This is a genomic window from Chitinophagales bacterium, assembly GCA_041392475.1.
Classification (GTDB): domain Bacteria; phylum Bacteroidota; class Bacteroidia; order Chitinophagales; family UBA2359; genus JAUHXA01.
Genome location: JAWKLZ010000001.1, coordinates 3,412,391 through 3,431,693, shown reverse-complemented (window position 1 = coordinate 3,431,693; position 19,303 = coordinate 3,412,391). Strand labels below are relative to the sequence as shown.

General features: G+C 40.1%; 14 protein-coding genes and 2 CRISPR repeat arrays. Of the genes, 5 read left to right on the top strand and 9 right to left on the bottom strand.

The window, feature by feature from the left end:
• The first annotated feature begins 528 nt into the window (after positions 1-528).
• The 4 genes from R3E32_12845 to R3E32_12830 all read left to right on the top strand — a co-directional run bounded on the left by R3E32_12845 (position 529) and on the right by R3E32_12830 (position 6,756).
• Positions 529-1,572: a reverse transcriptase family protein gene (locus R3E32_12845; GenBank protein ID MEZ4885613.1), complete on the top strand. Its 1,044-nt coding sequence runs from the start codon at positions 529-531 to the stop codon at positions 1,570-1,572.
• Positions 1,573-1,592: 20 nt separating this feature from the next.
• Entirely contained in the window at positions 1,593-2,630 is a 1,038-nt protein-coding gene (gene cas1 / locus R3E32_12840) for a CRISPR-associated endonuclease Cas1 (GenBank protein ID MEZ4885612.1), read from the top strand.
• Between the two features lie 12 nt (positions 2,631-2,642).
• Positions 2,643-2,945 carry a CRISPR-associated endonuclease Cas2 gene (gene cas2 / locus R3E32_12835; protein MEZ4885611.1) on the top strand — a complete coding sequence of 101 codons (303 nt, stop codon included), beginning with the start codon at positions 2,643-2,645 and terminating at the stop codon, positions 2,943-2,945.
• Between the two features lie 104 nt (positions 2,946-3,049).
• Positions 3,050-4,171: a CRISPR direct-repeat array (repeat unit 36 nt; unit sequence GTTCGGACTATTATCCATTTTGGTGAGGATTAAAAC).
• A 287-nt stretch (positions 4,172-4,458) separates the two neighbouring features.
• A CRISPR array of direct repeats spans positions 4,459-5,292; the repeat unit is 36 nt; unit sequence GTTCGGACTATTATCCATTTTGGTGAGGATTAAAAC.
• A 690-nt stretch (positions 5,293-5,982) separates the two neighbouring features.
• A complete protein-coding gene (locus tag R3E32_12830) occupies positions 5,983-6,756 on the top strand; it encodes a transposase (protein MEZ4885610.1) in 774 nt (257 codons plus the stop codon).
• A 328-nt stretch (positions 6,757-7,084) separates the two neighbouring features.
• Here R3E32_12830 and R3E32_12825 read toward each other — a convergent pair whose 3' ends face one another.
• Positions 7,085-7,882, bottom strand: coding sequence for an inositol monophosphatase family protein (locus R3E32_12825; GenBank protein MEZ4885609.1), 798 nt, complete (start codon positions 7,880-7,882; stop codon positions 7,085-7,087).
• 195 nt (positions 7,883-8,077) lie between these two features.
• Between R3E32_12825 and R3E32_12820 the strand changes: the two genes are divergently transcribed.
• Positions 8,078-8,701, top strand: a complete 624-nt coding sequence (locus tag R3E32_12820; GenBank protein MEZ4885608.1) for a hypothetical protein — start codon at positions 8,078-8,080, stop codon at positions 8,699-8,701.
• Between the two features lie 93 nt (positions 8,702-8,794).
• Here the strand turns inward: R3E32_12820 and R3E32_12815 are convergent, their stop codons facing one another.
• From R3E32_12815 to R3E32_12780, 8 genes are all read right to left on the bottom strand, one after another.
• Complete coding sequence (locus R3E32_12815; GenBank protein ID MEZ4885607.1) at positions 8,795-9,781, bottom strand: aldo/keto reductase; 987 nt, start codon at positions 9,779-9,781, stop codon at positions 8,795-8,797.
• A 146-nt stretch (positions 9,782-9,927) separates the two neighbouring features.
• Positions 9,928-10,641, bottom strand: coding sequence for an ABC transporter ATP-binding protein (locus R3E32_12810; protein MEZ4885606.1), 714 nt, complete (start codon positions 10,639-10,641; stop codon positions 9,928-9,930).
• 60 nt (positions 10,642-10,701) lie between these two features.
• Positions 10,702-11,394 (bottom strand): DUF502 domain-containing protein, encoded by a 693-nt coding sequence (locus R3E32_12805; protein ID MEZ4885605.1) that lies wholly within the window; start codon positions 11,392-11,394, stop codon positions 10,702-10,704.
• Between the two features lie 123 nt (positions 11,395-11,517).
• On the bottom strand, positions 11,518-12,489 hold the full coding sequence (locus tag R3E32_12800) for an NAD(P)-dependent alcohol dehydrogenase (protein MEZ4885604.1): 972 nt from the start codon (positions 12,487-12,489) through the stop codon (positions 11,518-11,520).
• Positions 12,490-12,627: 138 nt separating this feature from the next.
• Entirely contained in the window at positions 12,628-14,961 is a 2,334-nt protein-coding gene (locus R3E32_12795; protein ID MEZ4885603.1) for a helix-turn-helix domain-containing protein, read from the bottom strand.
• Between the two features lie 47 nt (positions 14,962-15,008).
• A complete protein-coding gene (locus R3E32_12790) occupies positions 15,009-15,641 on the bottom strand; it encodes a DUF2306 domain-containing protein (GenBank protein MEZ4885602.1) in 633 nt (210 codons plus the stop codon).
• 153 nt (positions 15,642-15,794) lie between these two features.
• On the bottom strand, positions 15,795-17,651 hold the full coding sequence (locus R3E32_12785; protein MEZ4885601.1) for a SusF/SusE family outer membrane protein: 1,857 nt from the start codon (positions 17,649-17,651) through the stop codon (positions 15,795-15,797).
• A gap of 69 nt (positions 17,652-17,720) precedes the next feature.
• Complete coding sequence (locus tag R3E32_12780; protein MEZ4885600.1) at positions 17,721-19,301, bottom strand: RagB/SusD family nutrient uptake outer membrane protein; 1,581 nt, start codon at positions 19,299-19,301, stop codon at positions 17,721-17,723.
• Positions 19,302-19,303 lie beyond the last annotated feature (2 nt).

The following is a 19,303-nucleotide window of genomic DNA, read 5'->3' as shown; positions in this document are numbered from 1 at the left end:
AGGTGTGCCTTTAAAAATAAATACTATTTCTTGTATTGGTGTAGGTACTTTTGCCTGTTCTTTTTCTTGATAAAAAGAACCAAAAATCAAGACCTGACTTGATTGCTTCACGCAAAAAAAGAAAAAAGAGGCTAAACAGATTGAAACTTGATTCCGCTTCGCTCCATCTTCAAACAGCAATCTGTTCTTAACTCCTCTTTCCCCTTTTTTTTACTATAGGTCTTCACATTAAAAAGGAATAAATCGCAACCCACCCCTGCCCCTCCAAGGAGGGGAATACTTGTACCAAGTGGGAAATTCCCCTCTTGGGAGGGGTAAGGGGTGGGTTTAAGTAATATAAACAATCAATGCGGAAACCAATACAATCAAGAAGGGTCAAATCCCTGTTTCATGCTCCAAGAACTTGTCAAAAACTTAAAGGCACAGATAGAATTAATTCGAGGGCTATGTATGGGGTTTATAATCAAGTAATTTATCCATTTCGGTGAGGATGTTTTTTTTCTCGTTAACGCAAAAATTGGATAGACTATGCTGAAATTTTGGAGTAAAAAACAGCTCGCCAAAAGGAGCGAAATTATTCAGGGGCTTCGCACGATGTCGCAGTTGGAAGTATTGTTGGGTGTTGAGGCGCATCAATTGCAGTTGATGGCGGGGCAGCCTGAATACCGTGTATTTACCATCCCCAAAAAAGATGGTTCTGAGCGTTGGATTGAAGACCCTGCACCGCCTCTCAAAGCAGTGCAGCGCACCCTCAATGTTTTTCTACAAGCGGTCTATTACTATGCCAAAACGCCTGCTGCTTATGGTTTTATGGTGAACCAAAAACACGACCCTGCCCCCCGAAACATCATCACAAATGCCGAGCGACACTTGGGACACGACTGTTTGCTGAATGTGGATATGAAGGACTTTTTCCATCATGTCAAGATTGCAGATGTGTATAGGGTGTTTGATCAGCCTCCTTTTCGGTGTGAGGATGCGGTGGTTGAATTGATGGCGCAGTTGTGTACGCATCAGGGGAGATTGCCGATGGGTGCACCGACTTCACCTGTGTTGTCCAATTTTGCGACGGTGGCTTTGGATGGTGAGTTGTGGCAGTTTGCGCTTCGACATAGACTGACCTATACCCGCTATGCGGATGATATGAGTTTTTCGGGCAATGTGCCGATTGTAGAGCAACACCGAAGGGAGATTGACGACATTGTTCGTAGTCATGGGTTTATGCTCAATGAGAACAAGCTGAAACAGTTTGGGCCGAAGGATGTGAAGGAGGTGACGGGATTGAAGTTGGGGCAGAAAGTGGAGGTGCCTGATGAGATGTTGGACAACATAGAGAAGGATTTGGAACGGCTGCAAATCGTGATGGAAAGCCAAAACCGCTTTGCAGAAAGTGGCTCGAAATGGGTGGTTCGTTTTCAACAACAGGTTCAGGGGAAGATTGCTTTTGTGGGTTATGTGTTGGGCGACCGTTCTGAGCGGTTTTTGAAGCTGCGGAACCGCTATGAAAATGCAATCGACCCGCCTGATGTGTATGACAGTTTTAGTTGGAAGGAGTTTCCTTATTTTGCTTGACAAAAAAAAAATGAGAACCTATGCAGTTGGTTTTAGACACTTATGGACTTTTTTTGAAGAAGTCGAGGGGGAGTTTTCAAGTGGTGAGCAAGGACAAAAAAGTGCGGTTTAGTCCGCATCGGGTAAGCAGTATTTTGATTACCCGACCTTGCTCTATTAGTTCGGATGCGCTGTTGCTTTCGGCTGAGTTTCAGATTCCTGTGTTTATTGCAGGGAGTGATGGCAAAATTATGCTGCGAACCCAAAGCCGCTACTTTGAGCAGTCGGCAAGGATTAGGCGACAACAGGTAGTGATGGCTTCTGAAACAATGGGTACACAATGGATTATTGAGCTATTTGGTGCCAAAGCGAAGCACCAAATAGCCAACTTGAAGTATCTATTGGACAGTACACTTTTGGAAGCAGATTTATTGGAGGAGGTGATTGCCTATATTGAAGAAAAAACCGATAAGCTATCGGAATGGAACGGGCATGTTCTTGCTGAATGTCGCTTTCAATTGATGGGGCAGGAAGGGGCTATGGCGCATCAATATTGGCGAATCGTTTCTGCTTGTCTGCCTGAAGAATATCAATTTGCGAAACGAAGCAGAAGACCTGCTTTGGACTACTTCAATTCGGTACTGAACTACCTGTATGGGATGCTCTATACGGTGGTCGAGGGTGCCATTTTTGCAGCGGGTTTGGATGCTCATTTTGGAGTGCTGCACGCTGATGCGATTGGGAAACCGACTTTTGTGTATGACATGATTGAGCCTTTTCGTCCGTGGATTGATGCCTTGTTGATCGAATACTGTCTAAAGAATCCATTGATGAAAACACATTTTGAAGAAAAGGATGGAGGGATTTTTCTGGCTAAGGCTGGAAAGGCGGTATGGATTCCCTTGTTCAACAAAGCGATGAAGAAGAACTTGAAGGACTTCAATGGCAAAGAATTGAGCATCAAAAATCACATTCACCGATTTGCAGGGGAGTTTGCAAAGAGATTATTGGATAAAAGTCAAGAAGGTGGAGAAAATCAAGTGGAGGAGGAAGATTTTTTTGAGGATGAATCAATCTAAAAACATACGGTAATGGCGCATTTGATATGCTATGATATAGAAGAGGATGGTCTGCGAAAAAAAATAGCTGACAAATTAATTGAAAATGGTTTGCTTCGTGTGCAATATTCTGTATTTTTGGGTACGATGCACGAGTATCAAGTACAAACGCTCTTGGAGTGGCTCAATCATAAGGTGAGTACTTCTCAAAATCCCAAAAACCAGATTTTGGTTTTGGAGGTGGGCAAAAAGCAGCTTCAAAAAATGTTGGTTATGGGCGGAAAACCCAATGACAAAGATGCTCTTTTGGGAGAGTTGGATACAGTTATCATTTAATGCGTAAAAGGGGGTAAATTTTGAAGATTGTCAATTTGGGCATTTTTGCGGGAAAAACAAATGACGCAATTAATTGATATTTAATGAGAAACATATAATTGAGGGTTCGGACTATTATCCATTTTGGTGAGGATTAAAACCTTTCTGTAAGAGTGCCCCCCCCGTCATGCTTCAAGTTCGGACTATTATCCATTTTGGTGAGGATTAAAACCCCATCATTAAAGTACAGAGTGACGGTTTCTAGAAGGCGTTCGGACTATTATCCATTTTGGTGAGGATTAAAACTTCTGGGCCGAAACGCCAGCACAGCAGAGAAGCAAAGTTCGGACTATTATCCATTTTGGTGAGGATTAAAACAGTTTTGCCAAACAAGCCCTGTGACTTGTATTTGGCGTTCGGACTATTATCCATTTTGGTGAGGATTAAAACACTGCCTCAAGGCAGCTTATTATTGCCACCATTTCCAGTTCGGACTATTATCCATTTTGGTGAGGATTAAAACAATCCTCCTTAGAAGGAGGCGTATCGGATGTTAGCAGTTCGGACTATTATCCATTTTGGTGAGGATTAAAACATCACAACCCACATTCCAATGCATCCTCCGATGCAGTTCGGACTATTATCCATTTTGGTGAGGATTAAAACCAATACTCATTCCGTAGATCATCGATATTGATGACTGTTCGGACTATTATCCATTTTGGTGAGGATTAAAACTCTGCATAAAAAGGGGAGTTGTCTATTTCCTCTTGAAGTTCGGACTATTATCCATTTTGGTGAGGATTAAAACTGCAAAGTCTTTCACTTTGATAAGTGATTTACTACCTGTTCGGACTATTATCCATTTTGGTGAGGATTAAAACTACCCACTCGTTTCCGGCCCATAAATTGGCGCGGTGTTCGGACTATTATCCATTTTGGTGAGGATTAAAACTAGCGTTTTTTCACTGTAACCATACCTTTTTCGGACAGTTCGGACTATTATCCATTTTGGTGAGGATTAAAACCCTGTAGTAGGCTACGTTGTAGAGTCCGACCGAAGCGGTTCGGACTATTATCCATTTTGGTGAGGATTAAAACCACGTCTCCAGTTGTACCTACTTGTTTAATTAAGCAGTTCGGACTATTATCCATTTTGGTGAGGATATACCTCCCCCACCCTCCAAACGGAGGGGAGATATTATTTGAATTATTGTTGATTTATCCATTTTGGTGAGGATGATTTTTTATGAATTTACTCCTCCCATACGTAGCCCACGAATTAATTCGTGGGCTACGTATGGGGTTTCGGAGGAATTTTCTTACGGAGTTGGTGGGAGTTTGGTGAAGGTGAATGAGGTTTGGAAAATTGGCTTGAATGGGTTATTTTTGAAGCAAGAATATGTGACTTGGATACAATTATCATTTAATGCGTAAAAGAGGGTAAATTTTGAAGATTGTCAATTTGGGCATTTTTGCGGAGAAAACAAATGACGCAATTAATTGATATTTAATGAGAAACATATAATTGAGGGTTCGGACTATTATCCATTTTGGTGAGGATTAAAACTACTCATCGTACACAGCGTATGGGAGTACCAGTACAGTTCGGACTATTATCCATTTTGGTGAGGATTAAAACTGTCACTATTGAATAGCGCAGTTTGAGCGGTGAGGGTGTTCGGACTATTATCCATTTTGGTGAGGATTAAAACCATGGTCGTTTTCTGATCACGGAACCATTGGGTGGTTCGGACTATTATCCATTTTGGTGAGGATTAAAACTACTTCCGCCTCTTCCCCTAGTTCAAGAGAAAAGGCGTTCGGACTATTATCCATTTTGGTGAGGATTAAAACGATAATGGCAGGAGCTGCGGGCTCCGTGTAGGACGGAGTTCGGACTATTATCCATTTTGGTGAGGATTAAAACTGCATGTTGCGCAGAGAGTCCGATAATTGACGATCCGTTCGGACTATTATCCATTTTGGTGAGGATTAAAACGAATTTTTGTGCGCTATAGTAGAAATCACTGTCGCTGTTCGGACTATTATCCATTTTGGTGAGGATTAAAACGATGGATCCTTGTGTCGAAAACTGACGAGCTTGCAAGGTTCGGACTATTATCCATTTTGGTGAGGATTAAAACTTCTTTTTCGCACTACGTTGAGAAAATATTGTGCCTGTTCGGACTATTATCCATTTTGGTGAGGATTAAAACCTCAATCTCCATCGTTAAGACAGAATTTTCGAGAGAAGTTCGGACTATTATCCATTTTGGTGAGGATATACCTCCCCCACCGCCTCCAAACGGAGGGGAGATATTATTTGAATTATTGTTGATTTATCCATTTTGGTGAGGATGATTTTTTATGAATTTACTCCTCCCATACGTAGCCCACGAATTAATTCGTGGGCTACGTATGGGGTTTATAATCAAGTAATTTACCCATTTTGGTGAGGATGCGGCTATGGAAGACGTTTTGGTAAAACGTCTCTACGCTGTTTGTTTGTTGTTAAGATGAGGAGAAAATGTAGGAGAAATTCGCCTATGGAACATTCCAATTTGTCGGAACACCTTTAGGGTTCGGCGACATTTATCCGATGACGCTTCACTTGTTGGGGAATCTGTTAGATGTTGCCGAAATTCTCGCTATTGTTGGCTTGTTTGTTTTGGGGGAATATAAACCAAACCCATCTTCCAACAATATTACAAAGTATTGTTGGAATTTTTAATTTGCCTTAGACTTTTGTAGTTTCATTTAAAAATGTATCAAAAGGAAGAAAATCAACTTTCTATCAACAGAAAACTACAAAAGTCGTACATCGCTCCAAGAGGAAAAAGTACAAAAGTTGTAATAAAAATAATATATTGATTAAAATTAAGAACGAGGGTAAACTGATTCAAAAGTAGTCCTTAGAGACCGTATTAGACGTTAGCCCTCGTTCTTTATATCCCATAAAAATCGGACAGTTCAGTAGGCATAAAGCCTGAGTCACGACGCAGATTTCATAGGATATATTTCATCATTATTAGTTTAACATTCAATTTATTACTTTATGAATTCTCTAATTATCGGTATAGATGTAAGTAACAAGACTTTAGACATTGCTTATCAAGAAGATAACCACTGGGTTGATTATCAAATCGAAAATACAATGAAATCCATAGAGGTATTCTTACAAGGTTTTGATGAACAACATATTACTTTTGTTTTAGAACCTACTGGCACTTACAGTGATAAGTTGCTTCATTCTTTAGACAAATCCAACTGCTCTATTAAATTGATTAATCCACAAAAAAGCAGTGCTTTTATGAAAGTCTTAGGCATTACTGCAAAAGATGATAAGCAAGCAGCAAGAGCTTTAGCAATAGCTGGAAAGACACTTGATTTGCCTGATTTTCAAATGCCTAATGAGGATATTCAAAAGAGAAAAAAAATGCAAATGGCTCTTAATGCCTTTGAAAAGCAGGAACGACAGACTAAAAATCAAATTCATAGCCTTATGCAGTGTCTTTACACACCAGATGTTGTCTTAGAAGCTTTTCAAGACGTATTGAATACGATACAAGACAATATTCGAAAAATCAAACAAGAATTGGATGCCTTGACTGACATTGGTTTCGATAAATTCAAAGAACTTGCCTGTTCTGTTAAGGGTATTGGCGAAAAATCAGCCCAATTACTATACACATATACTAATGGCTTTGAATTATTTACAAATTCTAAACAATTGGTTAAGTTTGTAGGCCTTAGTGCCTTTGACTCATCAATCGGGTTCTTCTGTGTATCGAAAAGGACGCATTTCAAAAGCTGGTCCAGCTCAAATTAGGACAGTTCTTTTCAATGCTACAAGAGCAGCTATACGATTCAATAAAGAATGTAAAGAACTTTTCAATAGACTCCGATCAAAAGGAAAGCCATACAAGGTAGCTAAAGTTGCTGTTATCAACAAGCTGCTTAGGCAAACTTTTGCCGTCGTTAAATCAGGTGTCAAATTTCAAGATGATTATCACAATAAATTCAAAGAACATATTGAATAAAATAACCAATTTAAAAAATAATCCGATTTTTGCTTGCTTTTTAATACAGTTCGTCTTCGTATCGATTTAATATGCGCTCACCCCAACTATTGCCAAAGTTTGCGTTGTGGGTTATCTTTACCCAAGATGTTCCGAAACCGCTGCAAAAAACTCCGCTTCAATTGCCCGACTACTTGCCACGATTTCACGCCCAAACAAGTAGTCTTTTCCGCCTTTGAAGTCCGTCACTACACCACCCGCTTCCTGCACAATCAAACTCCCCGCAGCCACATCCCACGGACTCAAACTGTGTTCCCAAAAACCATCAAATCGCCCACACGCCACATAACACAAATCAACGGCTGCTGCTCCCAAACGTCTGATACCCCGTGTTTCACGGATAAAATATTGCAGCACCTTGAGGTAACTTTCTACAATGCTAAAATCGTAGTAGGGAAAACCTGTGGCGAAAAGTCCGTTTTTCAAAAGAGGATTTTGAGATACCTGAATCGGCTGACCATTGAGGTATGCTCCTCCATTTTTCCAAGCCGAAAAACATTCCATTCGGTTGATTTCCAAGACCACACCCAATACGATTTCTTCCTTGTGCATCAATCCAATGCTGATGGCAAAAGATGGAATGTGGTGCAAAAAATTGGTCGTACCGTCCAAAGGGTCAATGATCCATTGCCATTCTTTGTTGCGGTTTTGGGCCACTGTGTTTTCTTCTGCAATAAAGCCTGATTCGGGGAGAATTTTCTGCAAAGCTGCAATGAGGCGTTTTTCGGAAGTTGTGTCGACATAACTCACCAACTGATTGAGATCTTTTACTTCAATTTGGTCGGTTTGAACCTTGTCGAGTTCTGCCGCAATGAACTGAGCGACTTCTTGGGCGATGTTGCAGGTTTCTTTGCAGAGAATAGAAAGAGGTTTCATAGCTTAAAATTTTATTTTTTTAGAATGACAATGTAGTCAATATTTCATATCGAACTTCCAAAATTTTAGTATTTTAGCAAATAGGATTTGCGTTTTTACCTGCCCAAACTTAATAAAATGTTTACAATAAAAACTTTTTCAAATTTACCTACACCACACAACATATTAATTTTCAACAAATTATTTCTGTTGTTAATGATAGGGATTTTCTTTATTTCTCCCCTGTATTTACAGGCTCAGTGTGTCGTACAACCTACGACTCTCTTAGGTTCTACCTCTTTTGATGGAGATGATTTTATTGGTCAAACTTTTACGAGTTGTGCAAATGGAGAAATTGTGAGGGTTCGTCTTACAGGAGGAGGATTTTCATGTTGTTTGTCACAAGCAGGAACTTACGAACTTTATATTGCCGAAGAACCTGGAGAAGGGAATTCTATTCCGACCAATGCGGTTGCTACTCTCGTTTTTCCTGTTGAACTAACTTCTGGACAACAAATAGAATTTGACTTAAGTATTCCATTTCCTGTAAAAAATGATGGAACGATTTACCGTTTTGTAGTCGACAACTTAGATGGAGATACCAATGCAATGGGAGCTACCTCAAGTTCCCTCTCCAATTATCCAGGAGGCAACTTTGTTTCATCAACACATAGTTACAATTCCAATGGAGATTTAGATTTTACTGTTACAGTCCAACCTTATCCTCCAACAGTACCGACTCTTTCACAATGGGGATTGATTGTTTTGTGTCTGTTTTTTATGATTTGTGGTGTTTTGGCATTGATTCAAAAAGAATCAGTTTTGAAGAAGGAAAACTGATTACATCCAAATTTACTTCTGTTTTTTGATGCAAAAAAAAAACCCCTTTACATTATTTTTGTAAAGAGGGTTGAATATCATTTTAGAGTAGTTTTACCACATTGGCTTTGCAGGTTTATTACCCAAAATATCGTCAATTTTAATCATTACCTCATCGGTCAATTGATTCACATAATCCAGTGTTTTCAGGTTTTCTTCTAGGTGACTTACCTTTGACGCACCCAAAATAACCGTGCTGACATTAGGATTTTTGACGCACCAAGCCAAAGCCAAGTTCGGCATAGAAATTCCCAAAGTGTCGGCATAAGCAGACAAATTTCTAACCTTTTGGAGGTTTTTTTCGACCAATGTACCGTCTTTGAGCCATTCCATGCCTTCCATCGTTAGGCGGGTTTTTTCGTCGGGAATACCCTCATTATATTTTCCAGTCAAAATACCAGAAGCCAATGGAGACCAAATCGTTGTACCCATTCCGAAGTTTTTGTAGAGCTGTCCATATTCTATTTCAAAACGCTCACGGTGCAACATATTGTATTGTGGCTGCTCCATCGTAGGGCCAATCAAACTGTATCGAGCGGCGGCTGCATGGGCTTCGGTGATTTCCTGTGCGCTCCACTCAGATGTTCCCCAATACAAGATTTTACCTTGTTGAATCAGGTGATTCATCGCCCAAACGGTTTCTTCAATCGGCGTATTTTTATCGGGACGGTGGCAGAAAAATAGGTCGAGGTAATCCACCTGCAATCTTTTCAAGGCTGCCTCACAAGCTTCCATGATGTGTTTGCGGCTCAACCCCGTTTGGTTGGGTTTTCGACCGCCATCTCCAAAATAGACTTTGCTCGACACCAAGAAACTGGAACGATCCCATTGCATTTTGTTGAAGATACGCCCCATTACCCGCTCTGCTTCTCCTGCGGCATAGGCCTCTGCATTGTCAAAAAAGTTGATGCCGCCATCATAAGCGGTTTTCATCAAATCTGTGGCTACATCTTCAGCAATTTGTTTGCCAAAGGTGATCCATGCACCAAATGATAATGTACTGACTTGTAAGCCAGATTTTCCGAGTCGTCTGTATTGCATATTTTTTTGTTTTTTATGTGTTAGTGTTTTGATGTGTTAAAGTCTTAATTTTTTGGTGTGTTAATGTTTTGATGTTGTTTTTTTGTAAATTTAGTAATTCAACCATTCAACCATTCAACCATTCAACCATTCAACCATTCAACCATTTATACCATTTCCACTGCTGTTGCCCTATCTTCAATCACCCTTCCTCCCTTCAATTGAATAATCCGTTGCGTTTTGCCAGCCAATTCGAGGTCGTGTGTGACAATAATCAAAGTTGTACCAGCCTCTTTGTTGAGGTCAAAAAGCAATTCTTCGACTTTCTCACTCGTTTCTTCATCGAGATTGCCTGTAGGTTCATCTGCAAAAAGAATTTCTGGTCGGTTGGAGAAGGCACGGGCCAAGGCGACTCTTTGCTGTTCACCACCCGAAAGTTGAGAAGGATAATGGTGGTGTCGATCTGCGAGTCCCACACGTTCCAAGAGTTCCATTGACTGTTTATAGATATTTTTTTCGCCTCTCAACTCTAAAGGAACCATCACATTTTCGAGAGCAGTAAGGGTTGGGAGTAGCTGAAAATTTTGGAAGATAAAGCCAATATGTTTGTTGCGGATAGCCGCTCTTTCGTCCTCCGAAAGTTGGTCAATGCGTTGACCTTTGATTTCGACACTGCCAGAAGTTGCTCGGTCTAAACCTGCACACAAGCCGAGTAGGGTTGTTTTTCCACTTCCCGAAGGGCCTACAATCGCTACGGCATCGCCTTTGTAAATACTAAAACTGACATCTTCTAATACGGTCAAAACTTTGCCACCACTGCGAAAGGATTTGGTGAGTTGGTGGACTTTGAGCATTTCATTCATACGGTTGTTTCGATTCATTTATCGCTTCAATAACCGAAAAGCCTTGTAATTGGTTTAGAAAAAAAACGTTAAATGTCGTTATTCTACTTTTGCATCCGAAACCTCTCCTTCAATCGTCAATTCAATCTTATCACTTTCATCGACATTCACTTCAATCTGAACTGATTCATCTACATTGATTTGCGCCACACCACCCGAAATAATCAGCTTCATGGCTTGGGAAGATGTGAGATTTTTGATAGGAATGATGTTTTCACGAGGAACGATGAATAGATTGCCCGAAAAATTATAAGAGTGTGGAAAATAGACTGCTACCTCTCCATTCAAGCCCAAACTACTCATATCGTCATTGGTCACAAAACCCAATCGTTTGATATTGGATTCTCGGTTGACAATCACAAAAACAGGACTTTCCAGCTTTCGTTCTTCACTCAAAAAAGCAACAAACAAGTCCTTGACCGATGAAAAAATGATTTTGACCAAAGGCATTTTTGCCATAAAATTCTCCAATTCTCTCAATACAGGTTTGACCAAATAATTTCTGCTCAGGTATCCTACAAAGGTGATGATGCTGATGAGAAGGAACAAACCCAAGCCTGGGATACTAACGGGGATGATGTCATCTAAAAAAGATAAGAGCCAGTAAATCAAATAGATGGTGATGGCGATTGGTGCGACAATCAGCAATCCTTGGAAGAAATTACTGGCAAACATTTTCCATAGAATTTTTTCGGGATCAGGTGAAGAATTTTGTGAAAGTTTATTTGGCATTTTATGGGTTGTGTTTAAGTTTATGTAGGAAAGAATGTAGCAGATTGAAGACAAGTTTCTACCCATTATTGAACAATTTGTTTCAACTAAAGTTGACCTGTTCATTTGTTGCCTCAGTGAATGTCAACAAATCGCTACTACATTTCCCTTCTTCCGCCCTGTATCAATGTATTTATGTGCTTCAGCAACTTGCTCCAAATTGTACTTTTTATCTATCAGCATTGATAATTTATTTGCTTCAAGTAGCTCTTTTAGTTTTCGAAGCATGATGCTGAGTTCAGGGATAGGTAACAAACCCGTAGCCGAAAATAGAGCTTTTTTGCGGCTCATCTTTGAAGTCCACAACATTTGAAAGAGAAGCGATATACTTAAAACAGGTGAAATGTATAACCCATTTTCGCTCAATGATTTTTTGCAGTAGGAGAATGAACTTTTACCTATGGTATCGAAAACCACATCGTAGGTTTTTCCATTTTTTGTAAAATCTGTTTTTGTATGATCAATTACCTCATCTGCTCCCAATGCTTTCACCATCTCCACATTAGAACTACTACACACTCCTGTTACTATTACCCCAAATTGTTTGGCGAGTTGTACTGCGGATGTTCCCAAACTTCCAGATGCGCCATTGATTAATATAGATTGTCCACGCTGAATTTTGGCAATATTTTGAAGAAAATTTAAAGAAGTCAAAGCACCGTCACAAACAGTAGCTGCTTCTTCAAAGGTAATGTTTGAAGGCTTTTTAGTAAGCAATCCATCTTCTGCAATGCAGACATACTCAGCATTTGTGCCAAACCCCAAAGTTGTTTCTCCAAAAACTTCATCTCCTTCTTTGAACAATGTGACTGCTTTTCCCACGGATTCTATTACACCCGCAAAACCTGTTCCTGTAATCGGGTGTTTGGGTTTGGTTAATCCAATAAATAACCTGCCATACAAAGGTGTTCCTCTTCGCATCATGGTATCTGCTGTTGTAATAGAGGAAGCAGATATTTTTATCAAAATTTCATTTTCTTTTGGAGTTGGTTTATCTACTTCTTGTACTTGTAAAACATCTGTTGAGCCGTATTGCGTACATACTATGGCTTTCATTTTATTGGAATTCATTTACTAAGAGTTAAGTTAAAAAAAATACATGAAATAGTATCTTCTACTTTTCATACTGCAAAGGTAAATGAAGCCTCTGTGTAAATAGTTCTGATTTAGAAACCCGAACCAATTTACCATCATTTATCTCACAACTTCCTTCCAATAGGCACTTGGTGTTTTACCTATCATTTTTTTGAAGAAAGTATTGAAGACTGTCTTTGAATTGAAGCCACTTTCAAAAGCCAGACCAAGGATAGTTAAGTGTTGATAAGAAGGGTCTGCAGCTTTGAGTTTGAAGTCCTCCACTCGGTAGGTATTGATATATTCTGAGAAATTCTTGTTCATTTCTTCGTTCATTAATTGAGATAGTTGATTGGGAGGCATATTCATCATTTGAGCAAGGCTACGAAGGCTTAGATGAGGGTCGAGAAAAGGTTTTTCTTCCTTCATTAGTTTGTCCAATCTTTGTTTGTACTCCGCCATTAATTCTTGGTCTATCAATGACTTTTTATATTTACTTGTGGACACATCAAAACTGCTTCCTTCACCCAACACCTGATACATCAAAGATTGAAAATGAGGAAGTGAGCGAAGTGGTTTGAGCGTTGGCTCAACGTTCATATACACCACCATTGGTAAACGGTACTCTATTCCTTGACTGACCAATTGAAGTGCCTCAGTAAGATTTCCCAAAAAAGTATGACAAGTGATAAGAAAATTGATGGCCCTTTCCATAAACTCTGATTGAAGAGCCATCTCCAATTTTGCAATTCCTTTTTTTGCCTTTGTTTTATCTCCCAATGCAGCATAGGCAAGTGTCGTACCTCCAAGCTTCATCACATCTCTGGATTCATCTGAAGGAAGACTCTGAAAGAACGACAATCCTTCTTCCAGACGATTCATCAACAAAAGCGATTGACCCCAATATAAATTTGAAATGACAAAGTTGGTTTTCAATTCTACACTCTTTTGAAACCATTCAATGGCTTGGTCATATTTTTCTTGGGTATAGAAAATAAACCCCTTCAAGTGGTAATTGATGGCGGAAAAAGGATCGAGTTGTAAAGCGGTGTCTATATAATGAAAAGCGGCCGCAGTTTTTCCCTCGGCAACCAATAAGGAAGCCATACTTTGGTAATACTCAACCGTTGGACGAATTGTAAACGCTTTCTGCAAATGTTTATAAGCGGATGTCAAATCCCATTTTTGAAGGAAATAAATGTAGGAAAGTTGAAGTTGACATTCATGTAAATTCTCATCTATCTCAATGGCTTTGTCTAAATAAATTTGCCCTTCTCCAAAAGCATCTTTAGCAGGCATCAAACCAATTGTACCCAATAGGGTATATCCTAAATGTATTCCCAAATAAGCAAGTGCAAATTTGGGTTGTTCTTTGATGATGGCTTCTAAAATTTGCATGCCTTTTTCAAGGTCAGGCTTGGTCATTTTCAATAAATAATACCTGCTTTTCAAGTAGCGCTTGTAAACGTCAACATTTACCTCCGGCGCATCTACCAAGTGATCTTCAATGTCGAAATGTCCTAAATGTTCTCTGAGTTTATCTGCAATCAATAGACTGATTTCATCCTGTACTTCAAAAATATCTTCCAGCGAACGGTCAAAAGTTTCAGACCAAAAATGAAAATCATCAGTCACATCAATCAACTGTGCAGTGATTCGCACCTTATTTTTTGCCAAACGAATACTTCCTTCTAAAATGATTGCCACATTCAGTTCCTCCCCGATTTGTCGAATAGGTATCTTTTTGTTTTTAAAGAAAAAAGACGAAGTACGAGAGGTTACTTTTAAGCTATTTATTTTTGATAAGGCATTGATGATTTCTTCTGTCACCCCATCACTGAAATATTCGTTTTCTTTATCAGAACTCATATTCACAAAAGGAAGAACAGCAATGGTTTTAAGTATCTTTTTTTGTTTCCCTTTTAATTCAAATCTTGCAGGAACGTTAATACCTTCATTGGTCACAGAAAAAACCTCAACCGGCTTTTTTATATTCTTCAATTCAAAATAGCCCAAAGACGAAGTTGAAATTTGGGGATGATTTTTGAGATCATCGTTTAGTTTTCCAGATAGCAATATTCCACCTCCAATCCCCATGCCCTCTATTCGAGAAGCCAAATTGACCCCATCACCATATACTTCTGTTCCATCAAAAACAATATCTCCCACATGCAAGCCAATACGAAGTGGAATTGCAATTTCTTGATTCAAAGATTTTTGTAATGAAATAGCGCATTCTACTGCTTCAACGCAACTCTGAAAAACACTCAATGTGCCATCACCAAAGTACTGCAATATTTCACCATTGTAGAGTTGGTGACAACGTTCAAACTCTTTTCTATGGATCATTCTTACCTTTGCAGCAGTACCTTCGTCCTGTTGCATCAACGCAGTGTAACCCACAATGTCGGTAAACATGATGGCAGCAAGTCGGCGAGTTTTATTTTGTTTCATGGAATCAAAAAATCATTGAAAAACTAAAAATAAAAATTTTTGACCATTTAATCAAACTTTTTGCCATATTCCAGAAGCTCGTCCTTCCTCACTAACCACTCCGCAAACAACAAGTTGGGAATCCAAGCCAACCAAGCAACGATTAAATAAGCATTGATAAAGGTCATTCCCAAAACCCCTTGCAGGAAAGGTAGCCAAATTCTAAGTGTGACTGCTCCGAATGTCAAGGCATAACTCCGAATCATCCATTGTTGGTGAGCAGTTATTTGTTTTTGTTGTATAGCAGTATATGCTTTGAAGGTTGTGAAAAGCCACAATACGGCAAGGGTAGCAAAGCCGAGAATTGTAATGATTCCACCTGTTGCATACAAAGCGATGTAAAGTCCTGCAATGCCACTCAACAAAACTGAAATGACATAGATTTTGCCCAGATTACGGTGTAAATTCAATCTTTTCTTCCGCAATTTTTCACTGAATTGAGACCAACCTGTGAGCAAGGCAATTCCTCCCAAAGCGATGTGGGTATAGAATAAAAAATGCCAGAGGTGATTTTGAAAAAGTTGGGGTGGTTTTCCACCAAGTAAACCTTCATTTGACATGTCGACTACAAAATAGAGTAGGGGATAAATGCCTATCATTGAAGCGAGAAGGGCGAGGAGGAAGAAGTGTAGTTTTTTCAAGGGTTTGGGATTTCAATTGGAAGAATCAGGGTTTGGAAACCATTTTTAAAGCTAAAGGTAAATAAAAAAAGGCTGTCTTACTCCAAAAGTAAAACAGCCTTTTTCATTTATTGCAGCCAAACGACCTTGTTTTGTAAAAAACGTCAGTCGTATTTACTCAAAAGAATATTCTCCCGTATTCACATTGAAAGTAACATTGTAAGTACCAGCCGAAACAGGAATATTTGAACCATCAAGCGTACCTACACCAGAAGGGAAATCACCTGCACCCCAGTTGATGGGCCAGTCATTGTTGGCTCTAAATTTGGCTTCACCATCCACCAAGTCAAACGTACCTCTCAAGATAGCAGGATTGTCTGCATCAACCGTCATATCGGTATCTTCGCCCCATCCACCAGGAGTTGCGTCACCAATAATACCCACTGTTGCAGGGCCAAAGCTGTAATCACCCGTTAAGGCGTTGATACTGATCATGTAAAGCCCTTTGCTGACAGGAATATTTGAACCGTCTTGTGTACCCAAACCAACAGGAAAATCGCCAGAACCCCAGTTGATAGGCCAGTCATTGTTCCCTCTAAATTTGGCTTCGCCATCATTCAGACCAAGCACCATTCGATAGATCCCGCCGCCAACGTGCTTCATCCTGGTTTCTGCATCCCATCCACCAGGGGTTGCTGAGCCAATCACACCTAAAGTAGCCACTTCAAAACTGTACTCTAACGTATTGGAATTGAAGGTGATGTTGTAAAAACCAGGTTCCACAACGATGTTGCCACCTCCTTGAACACCTACACCACTTGGAAAGTCGGCACCTCCCCAATCAAGACCAGCCCATTCGTTATTGGCTCTAAACTTAATTTCCCCCTCCATCAGAGCAGCCGTAAGTGTATAGATACCATCCCCATCCTCATCGCTCATATCAGTATCGGGGTCATTCCAACCATTTGGAGTAGCCGAGCCGATGATTGCCAGTGTTTCGATTTTTGGCACATCTCGCACATATTCAAAACTGTATGCCAAAGTTTTGTCATTGAAAGTCACTTTGTAGTAGGCTTCATCCATGCCAAAAACGATGTTTGGACCAAATTCTGCTGCAATACCATCCTCTTCAGAAGCTCCATAGAGTTTACCCATAGAAAAAGGCTGTTCCGAAAAACGGAAACGGTCGCCAGGAACCAATGCGATTTCGTTCAAAACCCAAGTATTGTCTTCAGTTTGGTTGAAAGTATATTGATTGCCTTCAAAATCATTGAAATTGCCATGTAGATACAAACTTTGAAGGTTTCCTTCAAGGCTGACAGTAGGAGTGAGTGTATAAGCCAAAGTTGCATCATTGAAGCGGAAATTGACTTCGCCTGTATATCCACAATTTGTGTCAGGACCGCCACCAGTTGTCAATTCAACAACTCCGTTGCAGTCGCTATCTCCCCAATCGTCCATACACCAACTGACACAGTTTTTCAATTTCCATGCACCTCCTTCTAAGTTCACTCCTTTCAGCTCCCATGTATTGTCAGCTACCAATTCAAAAGCATCTGCTCCCCATCCATTGTAGCCACCTGCCAAGTATAGTTCGTCTAATACGGCTGCATATAAAGAAGCAGTAATTTCAAAATTGATAGTACGATCCAATGATTGACCTTTTGAATCGGTCACATTGACGGTGATTTGATAGGAACCTACCTCCAAAGAATCTGCATTGAAGCTATCACCTGCAATGACCAATGAATCAGCAGTACCAGATAGAGATTTTGTGGCGGAAGTCAACTCCGTACCCGCAGCATCCGAAAGTTTAACAGTTGCACTCGCCAAAGGAGAAACAGAGCCATCTACAAAATGGACTACTATATCGAAGCCTCCCAAAACCACTTTCGATGCATCCGCTGGACTAACGCTCAATATGCCAGGGGGGAAATCAGTGAGTGCTGCTCGGTCAATTTCGTCTTTTTCACAACCGAAAAAGACCAACACTCCGATGAAAAGTGTTAAAATTAATTTGATATTTTTCATTTTATAATTTGATTGTTTGAATTAAAAATTGAAGTATCGGATACCTTCAAGGTATCCGATACTTATAAATTAATATCCCGTATTTTGACTCAATTTTTTATTTGCCAACAATTCAGCAAAAGGAATCGGTAAAACATTTCGGAAGCTTTCAGTAGTTCTTCCTTCTGCAACACCGCCTTTCCAAGGCCATACGCCGTTCTCTGTAAACAAATTGAAGCGAATCAAGTCTGTTCGGCGGTGCGCTTCCCAGTACATTTCTCTACCTCTTTCGTCCAAGATGAAATCCAAAGTCATATCACCTGCTGCAATATTGCCACTGTTGTCATTATAGGCACGTTCTCTCAATTGGTTGATGTAGCCAACAGCAGTTGCCATATCTCCACCAGAACCATTTCTCAAAACCGCTTCTGCATACATCAAGTAAACATCTGCTAAGCGGAACATAGGATAATCTATATCAATGTGGGTCAAATCAGAACCCAATTCTCCTTCCGAAGTCACATTCACATATTTAGGGATTGCATAGCCATCGTTGAAGCTACCAATATCATTGATTTCTTTGTTCTGCCCATCTGTATAGAAAATAGCTCTTTCGTCTATATCACCTGTTTCATCTGGGAACAAATTAACCAATGCACTGGTCGTTCTAAGACCACCCCATCCACCATTCACACCAAATTGCTCAGGATTGTCGTCCATGCTACCACCAATAGGTGCATGGGTGAGGTAGGTCATACCGCCCCAAGTTTGGGTTTTAAGACCATCAAAAGGAATGGCAAAAATGATTTCATTTGATTTGTTGTTGTCTGCCATGAAAAGCTCATGATAGGTTTCATCAAGACTATATACACCACTATCAATGATTTTCTTACAGGCTGTTATACAGTCGGTATTGCGGTCAGTTCCTGTATAGACACCTGCATTCAAGTACAATTTAGCCTGCAAAGCCCACAATGCAGCACGGTCTGCTCTGCCATATTCTTGTGCGCCAGCTGGTACCATATCGGCTTCAATGGCACTCAATTCACTATCGATAAAGTTGAAAACTGTTGTGCGGTCTGCTTGTGCAGGAGCATCCGAACCAATACTTGATTCTTCGGTATAGAAAGGAATCGCACCAAATAGGTCAATTCCATGCCAAAGACTCAATGCACGTAGGAATCGAGCTTCTGCACGGTATTCTTTTACATCTGCTTGTACGGCAGCACTTACGTCTCTGCTGCTTAGTTTGGCATCTGTACTTTCTCTCAAAAACTCGTTTGCCATAGACACTTGAAAAAAGATACGGTAATACATCGCTCTTACAAATTGATTCGCAGAAGTCCAAGTGTGATTGTGCAAATCGGGCAGACCTTCGTCTCCCCATCCAATGACAGCTTCTTCAGTAGTCAATTCTTGTAACTGCCAGTATTGGCGAAGGTAATTGGAGAAACCTTCATCTAAACTTGAAATGTCTGCTTCACCAGCAGGCCCATCTTGCCCTGTTACTGCAAGTCCTGCATATACTTTGGCAATGAAAGCACGGTAAGCACTTTCGTCTTCAAAAAAGACATCGGGAGTTGTACTATCAGTTGGTACTAAATCCAGATCAGTACAAGATGCCAACATAATAAATAGGGACATCAAGGAGTAAATAAATATTTTTTTCATCT